The organism is Pseudomonas sp. GW460-LB5 (assembly GCF_059423245.1).
In genome coordinates this window covers 1-14804 of sequence record NZ_JBWKXT010000093.1, presented here as the reverse complement: position 1 = coordinate 14804, position 14804 = coordinate 1, and the positions used below count along the sequence as shown (strand labels likewise).

At 54.4% G+C, this 14804-nt stretch carries 16 protein-coding genes; 8 read left to right on the top strand and 8 right to left on the bottom strand.

Going from position 1 to position 14804, the window contains the following annotated elements:
* Positions 1-73: 73 nt before the first annotated feature.
* Positions 74-622 (bottom strand): LysR family transcriptional regulator, encoded by a 549-nt coding sequence (locus AC07XM_RS29745; protein ID WP_019817588.1) that lies wholly within the window; start codon positions 620-622, stop codon positions 74-76.
* Positions 623-879: 257 nt separating this feature from the next.
* Here AC07XM_RS29745 and AC07XM_RS29740 point away from each other — a divergent pair, with 257 nt between their 5' ends.
* Genes AC07XM_RS29740 through AC07XM_RS29730 form a run of 3 tightly spaced genes read left to right on the top strand, consistent with a single transcriptional unit; the run spans position 880 to position 3696 of the window.
* Entirely contained in the window at positions 880-1299 is a 420-nt protein-coding gene (locus tag AC07XM_RS29740) for a GtrA family protein (protein WP_003253444.1), read from the top strand.
* Positions 1265-2248 carry a glycosyltransferase family 2 protein gene (locus tag AC07XM_RS29735; RefSeq protein ID WP_003253446.1) on the top strand — a complete coding sequence of 328 codons (984 nt, stop codon included), beginning with the start codon at positions 1265-1267 and terminating at the stop codon, positions 2246-2248. Before AC07XM_RS29740 ends, AC07XM_RS29735 begins: the two co-directional genes overlap by 35 nt.
* A complete protein-coding gene (locus AC07XM_RS29730) occupies positions 2242-3696 on the top strand; it encodes an ArnT family glycosyltransferase (RefSeq protein WP_003253448.1) in 1455 nt (484 codons plus the stop codon). Before AC07XM_RS29735 ends, AC07XM_RS29730 begins: the two co-directional genes overlap by 7 nt.
* 82 nt (positions 3697-3778) lie before the next feature.
* On the opposite strand, the gene AC07XM_RS29725 is transcribed toward AC07XM_RS29730, so the two are convergent.
* On the bottom strand, positions 3779-4000 hold the full coding sequence (locus tag AC07XM_RS29725; RefSeq protein WP_003253450.1) for a hypothetical protein: 222 nt from the start codon (positions 3998-4000) through the stop codon (positions 3779-3781).
* 266 nt (positions 4001-4266) lie between these two features.
* On the opposite strand from AC07XM_RS29725, the gene AC07XM_RS29720 reads away from it, so the two are divergent.
* Complete coding sequence (locus tag AC07XM_RS29720) at positions 4267-4854, top strand: hypothetical protein (protein WP_003253452.1); 588 nt, start codon at positions 4267-4269, stop codon at positions 4852-4854.
* A 57-nt stretch (positions 4855-4911) separates the two neighbouring features.
* Here AC07XM_RS29720 and AC07XM_RS29715 read toward each other — a convergent pair whose 3' ends face one another.
* Both AC07XM_RS29715 and AC07XM_RS29710 read right to left on the bottom strand, forming a co-directional pair.
* A complete protein-coding gene (locus tag AC07XM_RS29715) occupies positions 4912-6330 on the bottom strand; it encodes a heavy metal sensor histidine kinase (RefSeq protein WP_009682005.1) in 1419 nt (472 codons plus the stop codon).
* Entirely contained in the window at positions 6327-7001 is a 675-nt protein-coding gene (locus AC07XM_RS29710; RefSeq protein ID WP_003253457.1) for a heavy metal response regulator transcription factor, read from the bottom strand. The genes AC07XM_RS29715 and AC07XM_RS29710 overlap by 4 nt, the downstream gene beginning before the upstream one ends.
* A gap of 689 nt (positions 7002-7690) precedes the next feature.
* Here AC07XM_RS29710 and AC07XM_RS29705 point away from each other — a divergent pair.
* A complete protein-coding gene (locus AC07XM_RS29705; RefSeq protein ID WP_003253458.1) occupies positions 7691-8017 on the top strand; it encodes a DUF2790 domain-containing protein in 327 nt (108 codons plus the stop codon).
* 32 nt (positions 8018-8049) lie between these two features.
* On the opposite strand, the gene AC07XM_RS29700 is transcribed toward AC07XM_RS29705, so the two are convergent.
* The 3 genes from AC07XM_RS29700 to AC07XM_RS29690 form a co-directional block, all read right to left on the bottom strand.
* Positions 8050-8400 carry a DUF3147 family protein gene (locus AC07XM_RS29700; protein ID WP_003253461.1) on the bottom strand — a complete coding sequence of 117 codons (351 nt, stop codon included), beginning with the start codon at positions 8398-8400 and terminating at the stop codon, positions 8050-8052.
* Between the two features lie 157 nt (positions 8401-8557).
* On the bottom strand, positions 8558-9463 hold the full coding sequence (locus tag AC07XM_RS29695; RefSeq protein WP_003253462.1) for a cation diffusion facilitator family transporter: 906 nt from the start codon (positions 9461-9463) through the stop codon (positions 8558-8560).
* A 54-nt stretch (positions 9464-9517) separates the two neighbouring features.
* Entirely contained in the window at positions 9518-9718 is a 201-nt protein-coding gene (locus AC07XM_RS29690) for a zinc ribbon domain-containing protein (protein ID WP_223255137.1), read from the bottom strand.
* On the opposite strand from AC07XM_RS29690, the gene AC07XM_RS29685 reads away from it, so the two are divergent.
* Both AC07XM_RS29685 and AC07XM_RS29680 read left to right on the top strand, forming a co-directional pair.
* Complete coding sequence (locus AC07XM_RS29685; protein WP_003253464.1) at positions 9698-9904, top strand: hypothetical protein; 207 nt, start codon at positions 9698-9700, stop codon at positions 9902-9904. The genes AC07XM_RS29690 and AC07XM_RS29685 overlap by 21 nt on opposite strands.
* A 440-nt stretch (positions 9905-10344) precedes the next feature.
* The gene (locus tag AC07XM_RS29680; protein WP_003253466.1) at positions 10345-12042 is read left to right on the top strand and encodes a phosphoethanolamine transferase; all 1698 of its coding nucleotides are present in this window, start codon (positions 10345-10347) and stop codon (positions 12040-12042) included.
* A gap of 323 nt (positions 12043-12365) precedes the next feature.
* On the opposite strand, the gene AC07XM_RS29675 is transcribed toward AC07XM_RS29680, so the two are convergent.
* A complete protein-coding gene (locus AC07XM_RS29675; RefSeq protein WP_102690182.1) occupies positions 12366-13592 on the bottom strand; it encodes an OprD family porin in 1227 nt (408 codons plus the stop codon).
* Between the two features lie 202 nt (positions 13593-13794).
* Here AC07XM_RS29675 and AC07XM_RS29670 point away from each other — a divergent pair, with 202 nt between their 5' ends.
* Positions 13795-14706 carry a LysR family transcriptional regulator gene (locus AC07XM_RS29670; RefSeq protein ID WP_003253472.1) on the top strand — a complete coding sequence of 304 codons (912 nt, stop codon included), beginning with the start codon at positions 13795-13797 and terminating at the stop codon, positions 14704-14706.
* Positions 14707-14804: the final 98 nt, after the last annotated feature.

Genomic DNA, 14804 nt, shown 5'->3' with positions numbered 1-14804 from the left:
CATGGAACTGTTCGCCAGAGATGCCACGGTAACCTTGGCTTCCACCTTGTGGTAGGTGGGGTTCATGGATCGGTTACCGTTCAAACCTATACGTAGGATGGCGATCAAACGCGCCCTCATCATCTGGGCTCACGAAAGCGATACCCACATCGACTTCACACTCAGAGAGCATCTGCGTTGTGCACTCTGAATGGATTTCAAGCTGCATTTCGGCATGATCGCGCACGTAGGCGACTAGATCGCGGTTTACGATGTCGCTCAACACTGGCTCCGTGATCGCGATGGTAAGCCTGGGGACTTCCTTTTCACCGGACTTGCCAAGGCCGTCTGGGCCGAAGAGCTGGCACAGGTAATGGCTGACCCTCTCGCCAGTGCGGGTCAGGGCAAGCTTGTTGTGTTTGTATACAAACACGGGAGCACCAATGTGCTCTTCCAGTTTCTCCAAGCGTTTCCGAAGGCCTACCACTGGCACATTGAGCCCCCGGGCAGCCTGTTTGAAACTGGCACAACGTGCTGTTGCGAAAAACTCTACGGCCAGCTGATCATCAATTGGCAGATCATCCAATATGTCAGGACTGTAAGGAACAACGCTGCTTGTAAATGTTTCATTTTGTGTAACCATTGGGTCCCCCTTAATTCGGGGAATCTATCTCAATGCCACCCAGCATTTCCTTATCTTGTCAGCATTGTAATCCGCAGGTCATGCATGCGTTATCGGAAGGTTTTATTTCGAAAGCGTAATTTTCGAGCAATCTTGCTGATATTGTAGCGTGCTAGCCTAGCGCGCCAATTTCATTACTTGGCAGATCTAAATTTAGCCAATTACGCATTTACATTTGGTTCACTTTTTTTTCACCTTTGCCTCCATAGGCTTTGGGCATGGAAAATCAAACCCTACCTCTTACTACCTTACTGATTCGTTATCTGGGGATCGGCTTCATAGCAACGGGAATCCATTATGCGGTGTTCCTAGTGCTGGTTACGACAGAATTATCTACTCCATTGCTAGCCAGTATCTGTGGAGGCATGGTTGGCGCTATCGCAAGCTTTATTGGAAATAGGGCGCTCTGCTTTGTGTCAGATGGCTCTCGTAAGTTTCAGCCTGTCAGGTTTGCACTGGTCGCGTTAGCCACAAACTTCGGCAATGGCGTGGGTATGTGGTTCCTCATCAAGTCGAATCTGTCACCGCTCATCTCCCAACTTGTAGTGACCTTAAGCCTCACTGCACTTGGATTCATTGCACATCGTTTTTGGACATTCAATCATGCAGACATTACATCGCTTTCCCGAGCGCCCTGATCCCTTGTTAACCATCGTCGTCCCTTGCTTCCAGGAAGAGGAAACCATCCCCGAGTTCCACCAGCGGATCACCCGCGTCGTGAAGCGCTTACCCGTCTCCTGCGAAATCCTCTATATCGACGATGGCAGTAACGACCGAACGGCCGACATTCTTCGCCACTATCAGGATGGGTCATCTGTACGTTGTCTGTCCCTGAGTCGCAACTTCGGCAAAGAGGCTGCACTCAGCGCCGGGATAGACCATGCCCGTGGCAGTGCGCTGATCTTCATCGATGTCGACCTGCAGGACCCACCAGAGCTCATCTCGGCCATGGTGGACCACTGGCAACGCGGTTACGACGTGGTGAACATGCAACGCAACCTGAGAGTCGGTGATTCGTGGTTTAAGCGCATGAGTGCCCGGGCTTACTACTGGGTCATGCAGCGCCTGGTGGAGAAGGTGGACATGCCGGCCGATGTCAGCGATTTCCGATTGATTGGGCCTGCGCCGCTGGCAGCACTGCGGGCGCTGGACGAACGCTCCAGGATTCTCAAAGGCATGATCGGCTGGGTAGGCTTCCGTACCATCGAGCTGCCCTACAATCGCACCGTTCGCCATGCCGGCAGCACCAAGTGGAATGCAGCTGGCCTGTTCAATCTGGCCATCGAAAGCATCGTCAGCTTCTCTCGCAAACCGCTGCGCATTTTCAGCCTCATCAGTTTCGGTCTTTTCGTCTCCAGCATCTGCTACATGCTTGCGTCGCTTGTGGCAGGAAGTTTCGACATCCATCACCTGATCGTCGGAATGGCTTCATTCATGTGCGTCGGTGTCGCCATGGTGGGGGAGTACCTGGGCGTGACACTCGCGGAAGTGAAGCGCCGGCCTCTCTATTTCCTGAAGCACAGCAGCAAGGCGGATCCCGTGTCACTCCACCCTTCGATGGCCTCGATCGAGGGTAAGAAATGCTGAGCCTGAAAAACGAGCGGACGCTGTGGTGGATCCTGGGTTCGATTTTGCTCTTGCGTTTGGTGGGGCTGGGCATCTATCCACTGATGGACACATCGGAGGCTCGCTACGCTGAAATGGCTCGCAAGATGGTCGAGTTGAATGACTGGATCACGCCCATGTTCGACTACGGGGTACCGTTCTGGGGCAAGCCACCGTTGTCCTTCTGGACCCAGGCCGCAAGCATGACGGTCTTCGGCGTTAACGAGTTCGCTGCGCGTTTCCCGGCGTGGCTGCTGCACCTGGCAAGCTGTTTCATCATCATCAAACTCGGCACGCAGCAGATTTCCCGTAACGCCGGCATCTGGGCCGCCATTATCTTTTCCAGCACCACCCTTGGCCTAGTCTCCAGCGGTGTCGTGCTGACCGACCCTGTTTTGTCGTTCTCGATTCTGCTGGCCAGCTACGGTTTCTGGCGTTGGATGAAGTGCGCCAGCAAGGCGGATGCCTACCTGATGTTCGCAGGTCTCGGGCTGGGCTTGCTTGCCAAAGGCCCTCTGACCCTAGTGCTTATGGGGGCGCCGGCATTCGCCTGGTTCGTTATCTACAAGGAATGGGGACGGGTACTGAGGCTTCCCTGGATCAGCGGCCTTGTACTCATGTTCGGTATATCCGTGCCTTGGTATGTCGCGGCCGAGATGAAAACGCCCGGCTTCATGGAGTACTTCTTCGTTGGTGAGCACTGGAGCCGCTACGTCGTCAGTAACTGGGCGGGCGACCTATACGGCAGTGCTCATGCCAAGCCATATGGCACCATCTGGATCCAGCTCGGACTGTCGCTACTGCCGTGGGCCTTTTTCTTACCATTACTGATCCGCAAGCGTGAATCAATGCAGCGCTTCGAGGCTTACCTCTGGCTGTGGGCCTTGGCGACACCGGTCTTCTTCACATTTGCAGGCAACATTCTGTGGACCTACCTGCTACCTGCGCTGCCAGCCTGGGCATTGCTGCTATCCGGACGGATCAGCGATGTTGGCCCGAAGACTACATGGGCTGCCGCGGCGAGTGCATTGGTGTTACCAATCATCGGTGCGGGCATCATCTACGCCGGGGTACTTGAGGAGCGACCTCAGAATCAGCGAGATGTGGTTCAAGCCTGGCTCAATGTGCAGTCTGCTCATTCCGCTCCCCTGATCTATCCTGGCCGCCGCTCATACTCGTCGGAGTTTTACAGCAGCGGAAAGTCCGAGAACATCAAGGATCCTGCCAAGTGGCCGCAGGATGGCTCGTTCTATCTGTCCAGGCGCTTGCGAGACAGCAAGGATGGTCTGCCCGCTGATCTAGCATGTACAGCGATCACCGAAGCGAACGCCAGCCAGCTCATGCTGTGCCATTGGAAACGTACCGTACAAGGTGCCGAGGGTCTGGCTGGAGAAAGCAATGCGGAAACGCCTCGCAAGAACGAAGGCTAAATTCCAAGCACAAAAAAGCCAGGTTTTATCCTGGCTTTTTTGTCGATTTCTTTCGTCATTTGAAGTCCTATTTAACCGCCGATTAATTGTCGGCTTGTTCCTTACCATCCTTGCTTTCTTTCTTTTGCTCTTGAGCGACTTGTTGTTTGTTCTGGTCCGAAGAGTCATCGCTCCATAGGCGAGCCTGTTCGGTTCGGAAGTTTTCATTGAACTGTTTCGCTCGCTCGAAGCCACCTTCAGCGTAAGCGGTACCCATGAGACCCAGCAGCAGGCTGCCAATAGCGATAGATTTGACAAATTTCATTGTGAACCTCGGTTCATACTAGGCCTGCCTGATTAGCGGCCTTTGTTGGTTTGTAGTTTAGGAACGCGAAGCTAACGACAAGGTGAGTCAATAATTACAATTCCGTAATTTTGGCGGCAGGCAGGATGCGTTAAATCCTCAAATCTGGAAGGATCATGTCTATCTCGGCACTGTCGAGGGCGACTAAGAATTTTCTCTTAAATTACAATTTTGATATCTAGCGCGTTAATTCAGCGCGGCGTTGTTGGCCGCCCTAGGAGATAGCCATGAATGACATAGAGCCCTGGGCAGTTGCTATCGGTGACTTTCGCCGCTGCACTGAAAAACTCACTGTCCAGCTCGATGAGCTGACCTCGCAGACGCGGACCTCCAGCGCTGTTCTGGAGAGGTCGAACGAACTGGTGGAGCAGGTGGACGCTGTCGGCCGGCAGATTCAGGAGGAGGTGCGAAAGGCGGAGAAGGCTTGGTCGAACGCGGAGGAGGTTGCCTTGCGCGCCGCTGCATCAGCGTATTCAGCTGCATGCCGCGGAGTCGACACCGCCATCCAGCCACTGATCTCGGAGCTTACAGCAGCGACAAAGGCGGCGGACGCCTCTATCCAGGAGCTCAAGCGGGCACCGGTGCTGGCCAAGCGTTATGTGATGGTGGTCGCCACGTCGTTCTTCATTCTGGCGCTGATCTGTGTCTACTCGACCATGCGCCTGATCGATGCCGCCGGCAGCGTAAGTGCTCAAGAGAAAGTGAATGCTCAGTACTTCTCACACCTGTGGAAGAACGCCAATCCTGACGAGCAGAAGATCATCAAGTCGGTGATTCTGCGGTCGCCTATGGACCCTGTGGTCCTCCGGCACTGATGCATTGAGCAAACAAAAAGGCCCGTCGATGGACGGGCCTAATCATGTCTGCGCGGTTTAAGCGGCGGTCATTGCTGGCTGCAGTTGCTGGGCTGCGGGAAAGTGAAGGTGGAACCAGGTGAAGTTTTCTTCGGTCACCTCCACGCTCGCCGACCCTTGGTGCAGGCTCATGATCGACTGCACAATGGCCAAGCCAAGACCGGTACCGCCTTCGCTCCGTGCTCGGCTCTTGTCCACACGGTAGAACCGCTCAAATAAGTGCGCATGGTGTTCCTTGGCAATACCGCGGCCGGGGTTGCCGACACTCAAGGTCGTACCGCTCGCACTATGCTGCACCTTCACGTAGACCGTGCGGCCGCGAGGGCAGTAGCGGATCGCGTTCGACACGAGGTTTGAGACGGCCCGTTGAACCATCAGGCGGTTCCCGCGTACCACATCATCACTCCCAGAAATCTGCAGCTGGATCTCGCCTTCCTCTGCCGAAATGCTGAAGAGGTCGCATACGCGCTGAACCTCGTCGACCAGGGACACCGGTTCGAACTCCACCATGGACGCAGGGTGACTGACCTGGGCCAAGAACAGCATGTCGGAAACCATGCGGCTCATGCGGTCCAACTCTTCTGTGCACGACTCTAGAACCTCCCGGTACTCGGAAAGCGATCTTTCTCTGGTCAAGGCAACCTGGGCCTTGCCCATCAGGTTGGAAAGCGGTGCTCGAAGTTCGTGGGCAAGGTCGTCAGAGAACTGCGAGAGCTGCTGAACGCCATCATCCAGGCGAGCCAGCATGATGTTGATGCCGTCGGCGAGCTTCTTGAGTTCTGCCGGCATCCCATCAGTCGGAAGACGATGGTCGAGGCTCTCCGTTGAGATCTTTGACGCCACCTTGAGGAATTTGGTCAGCGGCAGCAGGCCTCTGCGCACGGTCCACCAGCCAATGGCCAAGATCAGTGCGAGGATGACGGGGGACATCATCAAGGCCCAAGTCAGCAACGCATCAAGCAGTGCCTCACTGGATGACTGGTCCATGGTCATATAGACGCTGACCTCTGTTCCATCGCCCAAGCGCATGATCCGAGAAGCACTCAGCAGAGGACGGTCCTGCGTATCACGCCATTCATGCTCTTTAGGCTGGGCCGCCGGCTGAAACTTGTGCACCTCCAGATTGACCTGTTTCGAGCCAATCGAGAGCAGAGGAGTCTGATTCTGTGAGGTATCGAATATGCTCACATACAGGTTGTTGTGGCCCATGACCAAATCGACAAGCTGATGTGCATCTGCGTTGACGCCGGAGATATCCGGGATGGTGGACAGGTTGTGAGCCATCCCCGCCATCTTTACTTCCAGGTCCGCTCGGGCATTTCTTTCCAGAGCCTTACCTACCATCAGATAGCCAAAGGTGGCGAACAGAAGCAGCAACGCTGCGCTCATCAACCCAACTTTTAACCCCAGCTTTGCAGCCAGGCTGAATGGCCTCATGCGCGTTCCTCAAAAACGTACCCAACGCCACGAAGCGTGTGAATGAGCTTGGTTTCAAACGGGTCATCGATCTTCGAGCGCAAGCGCCGGATGGCTACATCGATGACATTGGTGTCGCAATCGAAATTCATATCCCAGACCAACGAGATGATCTGGGAACGAGTCAGCGCTTCGCCCGTTCGGCTCATGAGCAGGTGCAGAAGCGCAAATTCCTTGGTGGTGAGATCGATGCGTGTGCCACCGCGGAAGACGCGATGGCGGACGGAGTCGAGTTCCAGATCCGCAATTTTCAGCGAGCTCTTCTCGACCAACTCATCACCACGGCGTTGCAGCGAACGGATGCGAGCAAGCAGTTCAGGGAATTCGAATGGCTTCACAAGGTAGTCATCCGCGCCGCCGTCCAAGCCCTTGAGCTTGTCATTGATGCGTCCGCGGGCGGTCAGCATGATGATGCGGACCCGGCTGGTCTTACGGATGGTTTCCAGCAGGTCCCAGCCGTCGATACCGGGGAGGTTCACGTCCAGAAGGACCAACGAATAGACATTAGTGTTGAACAAGTGCAGGGCATCTACACCGTTGTGCACGATATCTACGACATACCCGCTTTCGGATAGGCCCTGCTGAAGATATTCGGCAGTTTTAATTTCGTCTTCCACAACTAGAACGCGCATAACTTATCTCAAGGTGTGAGGAAGGAGTTGGCCTAATCCGCCAAGATTATGGTTGCAGGCTGTTCGAAAGATAGGCTGAGGGTATGGCATGTGGTAGTCGCTACCTCTGTCCATACGCCGGGTCACCTGAGGACGCTTGAATCTTAACGCGAAGAAGCTGGCCGCGGCGAAATCCTACAAATTTGTAATGTAGCCGCAAGATTTCTGACAGTCATGCAGGCTCCAGCTCTGAGCTTAGCGGATTCTGGGGTCTGCGACGGTGTATGACAGCTTCGCCTGACAGGCGGAATCGGCCATGACAGGCAGTATTTCGGTCGCCAGCTTGCAGAGACTGGCGCTGGCCTTGCATCGAGTGCGCCACGCAGGCAGTCCCCATGCACGGCCGCGAACTGCTACGCCTTTCTGCGAATTAGTTCACTTGGTGGCTCAGTAGTCTCCCGAATAATTACCTTACAATCTATTACATGTCCAAATTGTAATTGCGCGATCATCTTGGTGTTAGCCTCCTTTGCTAGTTTAAGGGCAGCGGAAGAGGCATCGCTGCTTTGGAAATTGTCTCATTTCAAAGCAGCTTGGCAAGAGCAGCGGGCAGTTGTTCTCGTCAATGCATTCACCTGTAAACCATACGCTCCTTTGGTAGGTGAATTTTAGCGCCCCCCTACGGGCGCTTTTTTATTAAGGGACTTCTTATGAACACTACTGTATCAGCGATCGCCGTGTTTATGCTCTTCACATCACTAACAGCCAATGCACAAAGCGGTATGGAAATAAACCAACGCATTGAGCGTTCTGCTAGAGAGGCTACTGCGGATTATGCTCAGCGCGTAAAAAAGCCCATGCCTCAACTTGAAGACTATGCCTACGGTATGGACCTTGACGTTGGTAAGTTGGTGTATGTATCACCCAGCGTGCGGTACTGCGGTAATGTAAGAAGTATGATGACCTACGAAGACTCGAAAGGCGAGCTGCACATGGTTCGCTACCTGGTGAAGGGCGAGTGTATTAACAGCCGTTAAGGCTCATCAAGATGATGTCTGCGGTCGCCGGATCATAGAAGCTCAATGCCGAACCGGCGCAGCAGTACGGCGAAACATCCGAAACTGGCCATTGTGATGAGGATGCTGCTGATAAGGGTCGGCCAGAAGCCGAGCTTAGGTAGCAGCAACGGGAACGCGATAAACATCGGCAGTGTAGGAAGCACGTACCAGAACGTGTACCAAGCATGATTGGAGATCTTCTCCATGCTCTGGTTCTCCAAATAGAGCCAGACCAGCGTCAAGACAGTGACCAGGGGTAGGGCGGCGACCAGGCCGCCCAGCTTGTCACTGCGTTTCGCCAGCTCTGATACGAGAATCACTATTCCGGCAGTGAGTAGGTACTTCGTGATGATCCAAGCCATCGCTGAACCTTCTGGGGATTGTGGACGGGGGAGGTGAAGCCATTCTCCAACCCCTCTCGAAGTGCTCCTGCCGTTTACGCCATCCCTCATCGCATTTCTTCTACAACATCCCCCTCAGCCAGGAAGGGGATGTGTCTGCATGGTGTTTACCGATCGATCAGTGCGAGGGCGAGGGAACGCTCTCGTGGAAAGCTGCCCGCTCGATCTGGATGGTGCAGTGATGGATTTCAAATCCATCGCTGACAGCATCCACGACGGCCGCCAACACAGCATCCCCATCTGCAGAATCCCGTACCACTACGTGCGACGTCATCACGTTGCTGCCACTGCTGACGGCCCAGACGTGCAAGTCATGAACGTCCGTGACCCCATCTACGCCGCGGATGGTGGCCTCGATTGCCGTAACGTCGAGCCCCCTCGGCACACCCTCCATGAGAATCCCCAGGCTTTCGCGAAGCAACTGCCACGTCCGCGGCAGTACCCAAAGTCCGATTGCCACAGCGACAATCGTGTCGACCCAGGTCCAGCCCGTGAAGCGGATGATGAGTGCTGCAATGATTACGCCTAGCGAGCCGAGCATGTCGCTCCAAACTTCGAGGTAGGCGCCTTTGACGTTAAGGCTCTCGTTGCTCGCAGATGCCAGAAGGCGCATCGAGATTAGGTTGATGATCAGGCCGGCGATTGCGATCCACATCATCGCCCCGGTAGCGATCTCCGCCGGCATGAAAAAGCGCTGGTAGGCCTCGTACAAGATGTACATCGCCACCAGGAAGAGCAGCACGGCGTTGAACGTCGAAGCCAGAATCTCCAGGCGCGCATAGCCGAAGGTTCTTTTCTGATCCGCCGGGCGCTTGGCTATCTGAAGTGCAATCAGTGAGATCGCCAAGGCGGCAGTATCTGTGAACATGTGGGATGCGTCAGACAGCAGCGCCAGGCTGCCGGTAATCCACGCACCGATCACTTCTGCAATCATGAAGCTGCCAGTCAAGGCGAGCGCCATGATTAGCTTCTTCTGATGCCCCTCGCGTACTGCAGCGCTGCCATGGTCATGATTTGAACCCACGTATTTCTCCTTGCGCAGGGTTGTGGTCTCGTTGGCCTTCCTGTCTGCCTATCGTTAGAGCGTCGCTTGGCCACACTGACTGCAGAATTTTGCTCCTGCGCTCAGCAACGAGCCACAGGCGGTGCAACCACTCGATAGTGGTGTTCCGCAGTTTAGACAAAAGCGTGCTGACGGATCGTTGGCCGTCCGGCACTGCCTGCAGCCCTGCAGATCTTTAATGGGGGCTGGAGTGGCATGGCGCCCGCCGTCATACACCTGGTTGCCGCCGTCGCAGCCCTGCTGCCGGCCATGGCGATCGTATTGCTCGGCCCCATGTCCCCCGCTGTGGTGCTTGCCTCCACCGTGGTTTCCACGGCCATGGTGCCCGCCCAGGATATTTTTGAAAAAGCTCATGGTATTCGCCCCTCATTGATGGGTGACATATTAACGAGCAAAAGTTGAAAAGAATGTTCTGCTCGCGAGAAAGACTTGTAAGTTAAAGTGAAAGTTCAAAATTAGCCTACGTCAAAACGAAGCCGTTTTGTTTGTGAAATTAAATTTATCTAGCTGAGCGGTGCTCTGCGTTTAATAGATGGTGTCGCCCTAATTTTTATCATAGCCTGGTCGATGGCAATTAAAACAGCAGTTATTGCATTTCTGTCAGCATTGTAATCACGAGGTCATCGTGTCGTTATCAGGCGCCGGAAATAATGCGCTCAGCGAGATTTATTTCTCTTTTGTCCCTATGCCTCACACATTCTAAGCGTCTCCAACGCCTAGGCCCTAAGGCCTCTGGCGCTCCGCACATTGCGCAATCGCTCAGCATCTGTCGATGGTTTGCCAAGCAGCTCCCGCTAACTCCACAGCTAACGCATGGATAAGCAGCCTCTCAGAGTTTGATAATGACACCTTCAAAATCCATTGTTCACACCCTGTTAAGTAAATGGATCTTTGCTATTCGCACTGCCCGACAGGAAGGCATCAGCACTAATCTGCTCATTGGGCTGGTAACTCTTTGGTTGCTGCTATTCGCGAATGCTGAGCTCTGGAGCGTGCTCTGGAAGCTGGTATTCAAAACCGATGAAGTGAACTGGCTGCTAGCAGCTAGCCTCCCAGTCATAGTATTCGCATGGGTGTTTACGGTTCTGAGCTTGCTGTCATGGGCGCGGCTGACCAAACCTTTTCTATGTCTCGTACTGATCAGCGCGGCTTTTGCGAGTTACTTCATGAATGCCTATGGCATCGTGATCGATTACACAATGTTCACCAACGTTGTGGAGACAGACGTCGCTGAGGCAACCGAGCTGCTGAATTGGAAGCTCGGTCTGTGGGTCGCAATGGTTGGGGTGTTGCCCGTCTACCTGATCTCCCGGGTTCCCCTCCGGCGCAAGCCTTGGGCCAGAGCTTTGGTCAGCAGGGTCATTGCTCTGTCGCTCGCTCTGTTGACCTTGTCTGGCATCGTGCTGAGTCAATACCAGTCATATGCCTCCTTGCTGCGCAACAATCGGGAGATCCGACTGATCCTGGTACCCACCAACTTGTTTGCGGCTGGCCATGGTTACCTGAAGCGCCAGCTGGCCACACCTAAAACGCTGACGGCCATTGGAACTGATGCGGTAGTTAATCGACAGGGGGCGGCCCGTAAACCTAGGCTGCTGGTACTGGCTGTAGGAGAGACCGCCCGCTCCGCCAACTTCTCCCTCAATGGCTACACCCGTGAAACGAACCCGGAGCTGGAAAAACGCAACGTCATCAGCTTCTCCAACGTCAGCTCCTGCGGCACCGCCACCGCAGTTTCGTTGCCATGCATGTTCCTGGATGTGGGTAAGGCCGAGTACAAAGATGGCTTGGCCAAGAGCCGAGAAGGGCTGCTCGACGTGCTTCAACGCGCAGGCATTAGTGTCATGTGGACTGACAACAACTCGGGGTGCAAAGGGGCCTGCGACAGGGTTCCCAACCACAAGGCTGCCTCTCACGCGGATCCCCAACTTTGCACCAGCGAGGAGTGTAAGGACGGGGTGCTGCTCTCGGAGATGCAAGACTTCATCAAGCGTCAAGAAGGCGATGCTGTCCTGGTGCTCCACTACAAAGGTAGCCATGGCCCGGCCTACTACAAGCGCTACCCCGCGCAATTCAAGAAATTCGCGCCGGTGTGCGAGACCAACGAGCTCGACAAATGTAAGCAGCAGGAAGTGCTCAATGCCTACGATAACTCGATCCTTTACACCGACTACGTTACAGCCGGGCTGATCGACATCCTGGCAGCGAACACCAAATTCGACACTGGGCTCCTGTACGTTTCTGACCACGGAGAATCACTGGGTGAGGGTGGGCTCTACCTGCATGGGCTGCCTTATGCGATGGCTCCTGAAGAGCAAACCAAGGTGCCATTGGTGCTTTGGATGTCCGATTCTCTTGCGAAGAGTGAAAGGCTCAACGTCGGCTGTTTGAAAGCTCAAGCAAGCTCACCTCTTAGCCACGACAACCTGTTTCACACAGTGCTCGGGATGATGAATGTCCAGACGTCCTCGTACCGCTCAGCCTTGGATTTCACTGCCCCGTGCAAGCCCTTGCCAGGAGGCTCTTACTCAGGCCTCTAAGACACGAAGTAGGATGGCCCCTCTGGGATGCCAAGTGCTTCTGCTCCCGTCCGCTTTGACAGCTATAAGAAGCTGGACTAACTACATAGCAGCACCCACCAACCCAAGCGATAAAGGAAATCTCGCATGAGCATCAAGCCAGGCCCTAAACGAACTAACGAAGATGGCACTCCGGATAAAAGGCAGCGAGTCACGCCTGAGAAGCAGAAGGACCATCCGGACCTGAAACCCCACAAGCACAAAAAGGGGGAGTAGGTTAACAAGGCAGCTCCCGACTGCGGGAGCTGCCTTTAGATGACGGCTTCAAGGGGAACTTGAAGCTATCACCACAATGCAATGTCGTACGTCAGATACAAGCGGTAGTTATCCCGGTCACTGCTGTACGTGCTCCTGGCCACTGCATATCGAAACTCAGCCCCCACACCTTTGAAGAGCCCGTCCTGGATCACATATTTCAGGTTCGTATTGGACTCGTGCTCCCGGGCTTCCTGACCACGATAGACCCCATCCTCGCCCTTGTAGTAGCGGGTCATGAAGCTCAGTCCAGGAATTCCCATGCTAGTAAAATCGTAGTCGTACCTCGCCATCCAGGTCCGCTCTCCGGGCTGAATGAATTTGCCAACGCTAGCATTGCTGAACGAGTAGACCGTGCTTACGCTCACGTACGGAAGTGCGGTGCTGCCATCAACCTTTTGATATCCAGCACTGAACGTGTGGCCACCCAGACGATAACTGAGTAAACCGCTAAACATATCGCTATCAACTACACCATTACGGGCTGCGCCAGCATCATCACTGATAAAGTAACGTAGATCGCTAGTTAGCTTGCCTGGGCCAAGCGGCAGTGTGTAAACCAACCCGAAAAATTGTCGGCGGTAGAAATCCCGAAGTTCCCCGTAGTAGCTGCTAAAACTGAGCTGTTTGGTGAGGTCGTAGCGCATCCCCGCAAAATCAAAGTCCGTACCGCCACCTCCGGAATATCCCTGAGGAAATATATCGACGCTATCGGTAGAGTTTCGGGCTTTGAATTTGTCTAGATGCCCAGCTTGAAGGTACAACCGATCAACACCGGTGTACTCCGCTTGGGTACCTCGGAACGTTTGAGGTAGTAGTCGACCATCGTTGTAAACCAGGACGGGGATTTTGGGGAGGAGAGTGCCACCACTGACCAAAAGGTCATTCCATTTGGCCTTAGCGGTAATGCCAAGACTCGAATATTCGCTAGCTGCCCGACCATCGTCGTGGACCGGCAGAAGGCCTGTCCCCGCATGCTTAGCGCTTGAGTCGAGCCGGATTCCTGAAAGTCCCAGTGCCTCCAAACCAAAGCCTACAGGTCCTTCGGTGTAACCTGACTGTAGCTTGAGCAGAAAACCCTGCGCCCACTCTTTGCGATCTTCGCCCCCATCACGAAATCCATCATTGAAATAGTAATTTCGCAGAGCCAGCCGGCCCTCGGAGTCTTTGAAGAAGTCTGCTTCAGCAAAATTGGGGAACAAGCTAGCAATGACGCTTGCACACGCGAGTGTGCGCGATGTTGTGAGGGTGTTCATCGGAAATCTCTGCTGTGTATTGTGATTTTTGGCAGCATCAAAATGGAGCGACCCAGTACTATCCATCGCAGATTACGCAGCGTCATGCTGGACGGGATTCACTCATGCGGCGGACACTAACCCGTCGTGGAATCGGCAACAACGTTATGAGTAATACGCATGAGGCTATGCGTTTAGTTGGTAAGAAACCTCGGAGTATCTTGTGAACCTCAAACAACTCGAAGCTTTTCAAGCCATCATGACAACGGGCTCTACCATCGGAGCTGCTACCCGTATGGGCTTGTCCCAATCGGCCGTCAGCCGCTTGTTAACTCAGCTCGAAGATCACTTAGGCCTCGCGCTCTTCCTTCGACGTAAGGGCAGATTGATGGCGACTCCTGAGGCGGAAGAACTCCTTGGACAGGTGGCGGAGCTCGTAGACAACCTCCAGCGCGTACAACGCATGGCAGATGAGCTGAGACTGGGTCATTCGCGCCGGAGTCTGCTCAAGGTTGCAGTACCGACCAGCATGTCTCAACACTTGCTACCGAGGATCGTTGCCGAATTCATGCAGGGCCGTGAGGACGTCGTCGTAGAGGTCATCACCGGCGGATACGATGCGCTGGAAAGGGCCGTACTCGACAAAAGCGCTGACTTCGCTTTCGTGCGTTTGCCTACGGAACTTCAGCATTTTGAAGTGCTACCGGTACTGGAGACCGAAGGGATGTGCGTCATGCACCAAAGCCATCCACTGGCGGAGCTATCGGAGGTCAGTCTCGAAGCATTGCGGTATGAACCCCTCGTGCTTCTGGGGCGGCAAAGGAGCCTTCGATCTGAACTCGACCTGCGTTTCCGAGAGGCTGAAATTACCCCTCAAGTTCGCGTAGAGGTCCACTCGGTCAGTGCTGCTTGCGCATTCGTTGCAGAGGGTATGGGGGTCTCAATTATCAATGGTCTTTTGGCCAAAGAGTTTGGTGGCCTTCCTTTGATCGCCAAGCCGCTGAGACCTGCGCTTTGCTATCGTTTTGGCCTGATTTTCCGCAAAGACCAGCCACGCTCTTTGCTGGTTGAGAGTTTCGCGGAGCACATGCGTAACAGGCTCACAGAGGTGAATGGTTCTACGCCAACGCAATAAATTGCATAGCCCAACCCGATTTATGAATCGCCCCTGGTTTTCTAGACACTCTCCAAGCTCAGGAAATAGCGTTTCTCATACTCTACTGGAGACAGCTG

Excerpts from the sequence above, each read along its gene's own strand:
- AC07XM_RS29745 (WP_019817588.1), bottom strand. The coding sequence starts at position 622 with ATGGTTACACAAAATGAAACATTTACAAGCAGCGTTGTTCCTTACAGT.
- AC07XM_RS29740 (WP_003253444.1), top strand. The coding sequence starts at position 880 with ATGGAAAATCAAACCCTACCTCTTACTACCTTACTGATTCGTTATCTG.
- AC07XM_RS29735 (WP_003253446.1), top strand. The coding sequence starts at position 1,265 with ATGCAGACATTACATCGCTTTCCCGAGCGCCCTGATCCCTTGTTAACC.
- AC07XM_RS29730 (WP_003253448.1), top strand. The coding sequence starts at position 2,242 with ATGCTGAGCCTGAAAAACGAGCGGACGCTGTGGTGGATCCTGGGTTCG.
- AC07XM_RS29725 (WP_003253450.1), bottom strand. The coding sequence starts at position 4,000 with ATGAAATTTGTCAAATCTATCGCTATTGGCAGCCTGCTGCTGGGTCTC.
- AC07XM_RS29720 (WP_003253452.1), top strand. The coding sequence starts at position 4,267 with ATGAATGACATAGAGCCCTGGGCAGTTGCTATCGGTGACTTTCGCCGC.
- AC07XM_RS29715 (WP_009682005.1), bottom strand. The coding sequence starts at position 6,330 with ATGAGGCCATTCAGCCTGGCTGCAAAGCTGGGGTTAAAAGTTGGGTTG.
- AC07XM_RS29710 (WP_003253457.1), bottom strand. The coding sequence starts at position 7,001 with ATGCGCGTTCTAGTTGTGGAAGACGAAATTAAAACTGCCGAATATCTT.
- AC07XM_RS29705 (WP_003253458.1), top strand. The coding sequence starts at position 7,691 with ATGAACACTACTGTATCAGCGATCGCCGTGTTTATGCTCTTCACATCA.
- AC07XM_RS29700 (WP_003253461.1), bottom strand. The coding sequence starts at position 8,400 with ATGGCTTGGATCATCACGAAGTACCTACTCACTGCCGGAATAGTGATT.
- AC07XM_RS29685 (WP_003253464.1), top strand. The coding sequence starts at position 9,698 with ATGGCGCCCGCCGTCATACACCTGGTTGCCGCCGTCGCAGCCCTGCTG.
- AC07XM_RS29680 (WP_003253466.1), top strand. The coding sequence starts at position 10,345 with ATGACACCTTCAAAATCCATTGTTCACACCCTGTTAAGTAAATGGATC.
- AC07XM_RS29675 (WP_102690182.1), bottom strand. The coding sequence starts at position 13,592 with ATGAACACCCTCACAACATCGCGCACACTCGCGTGTGCAAGCGTCATT.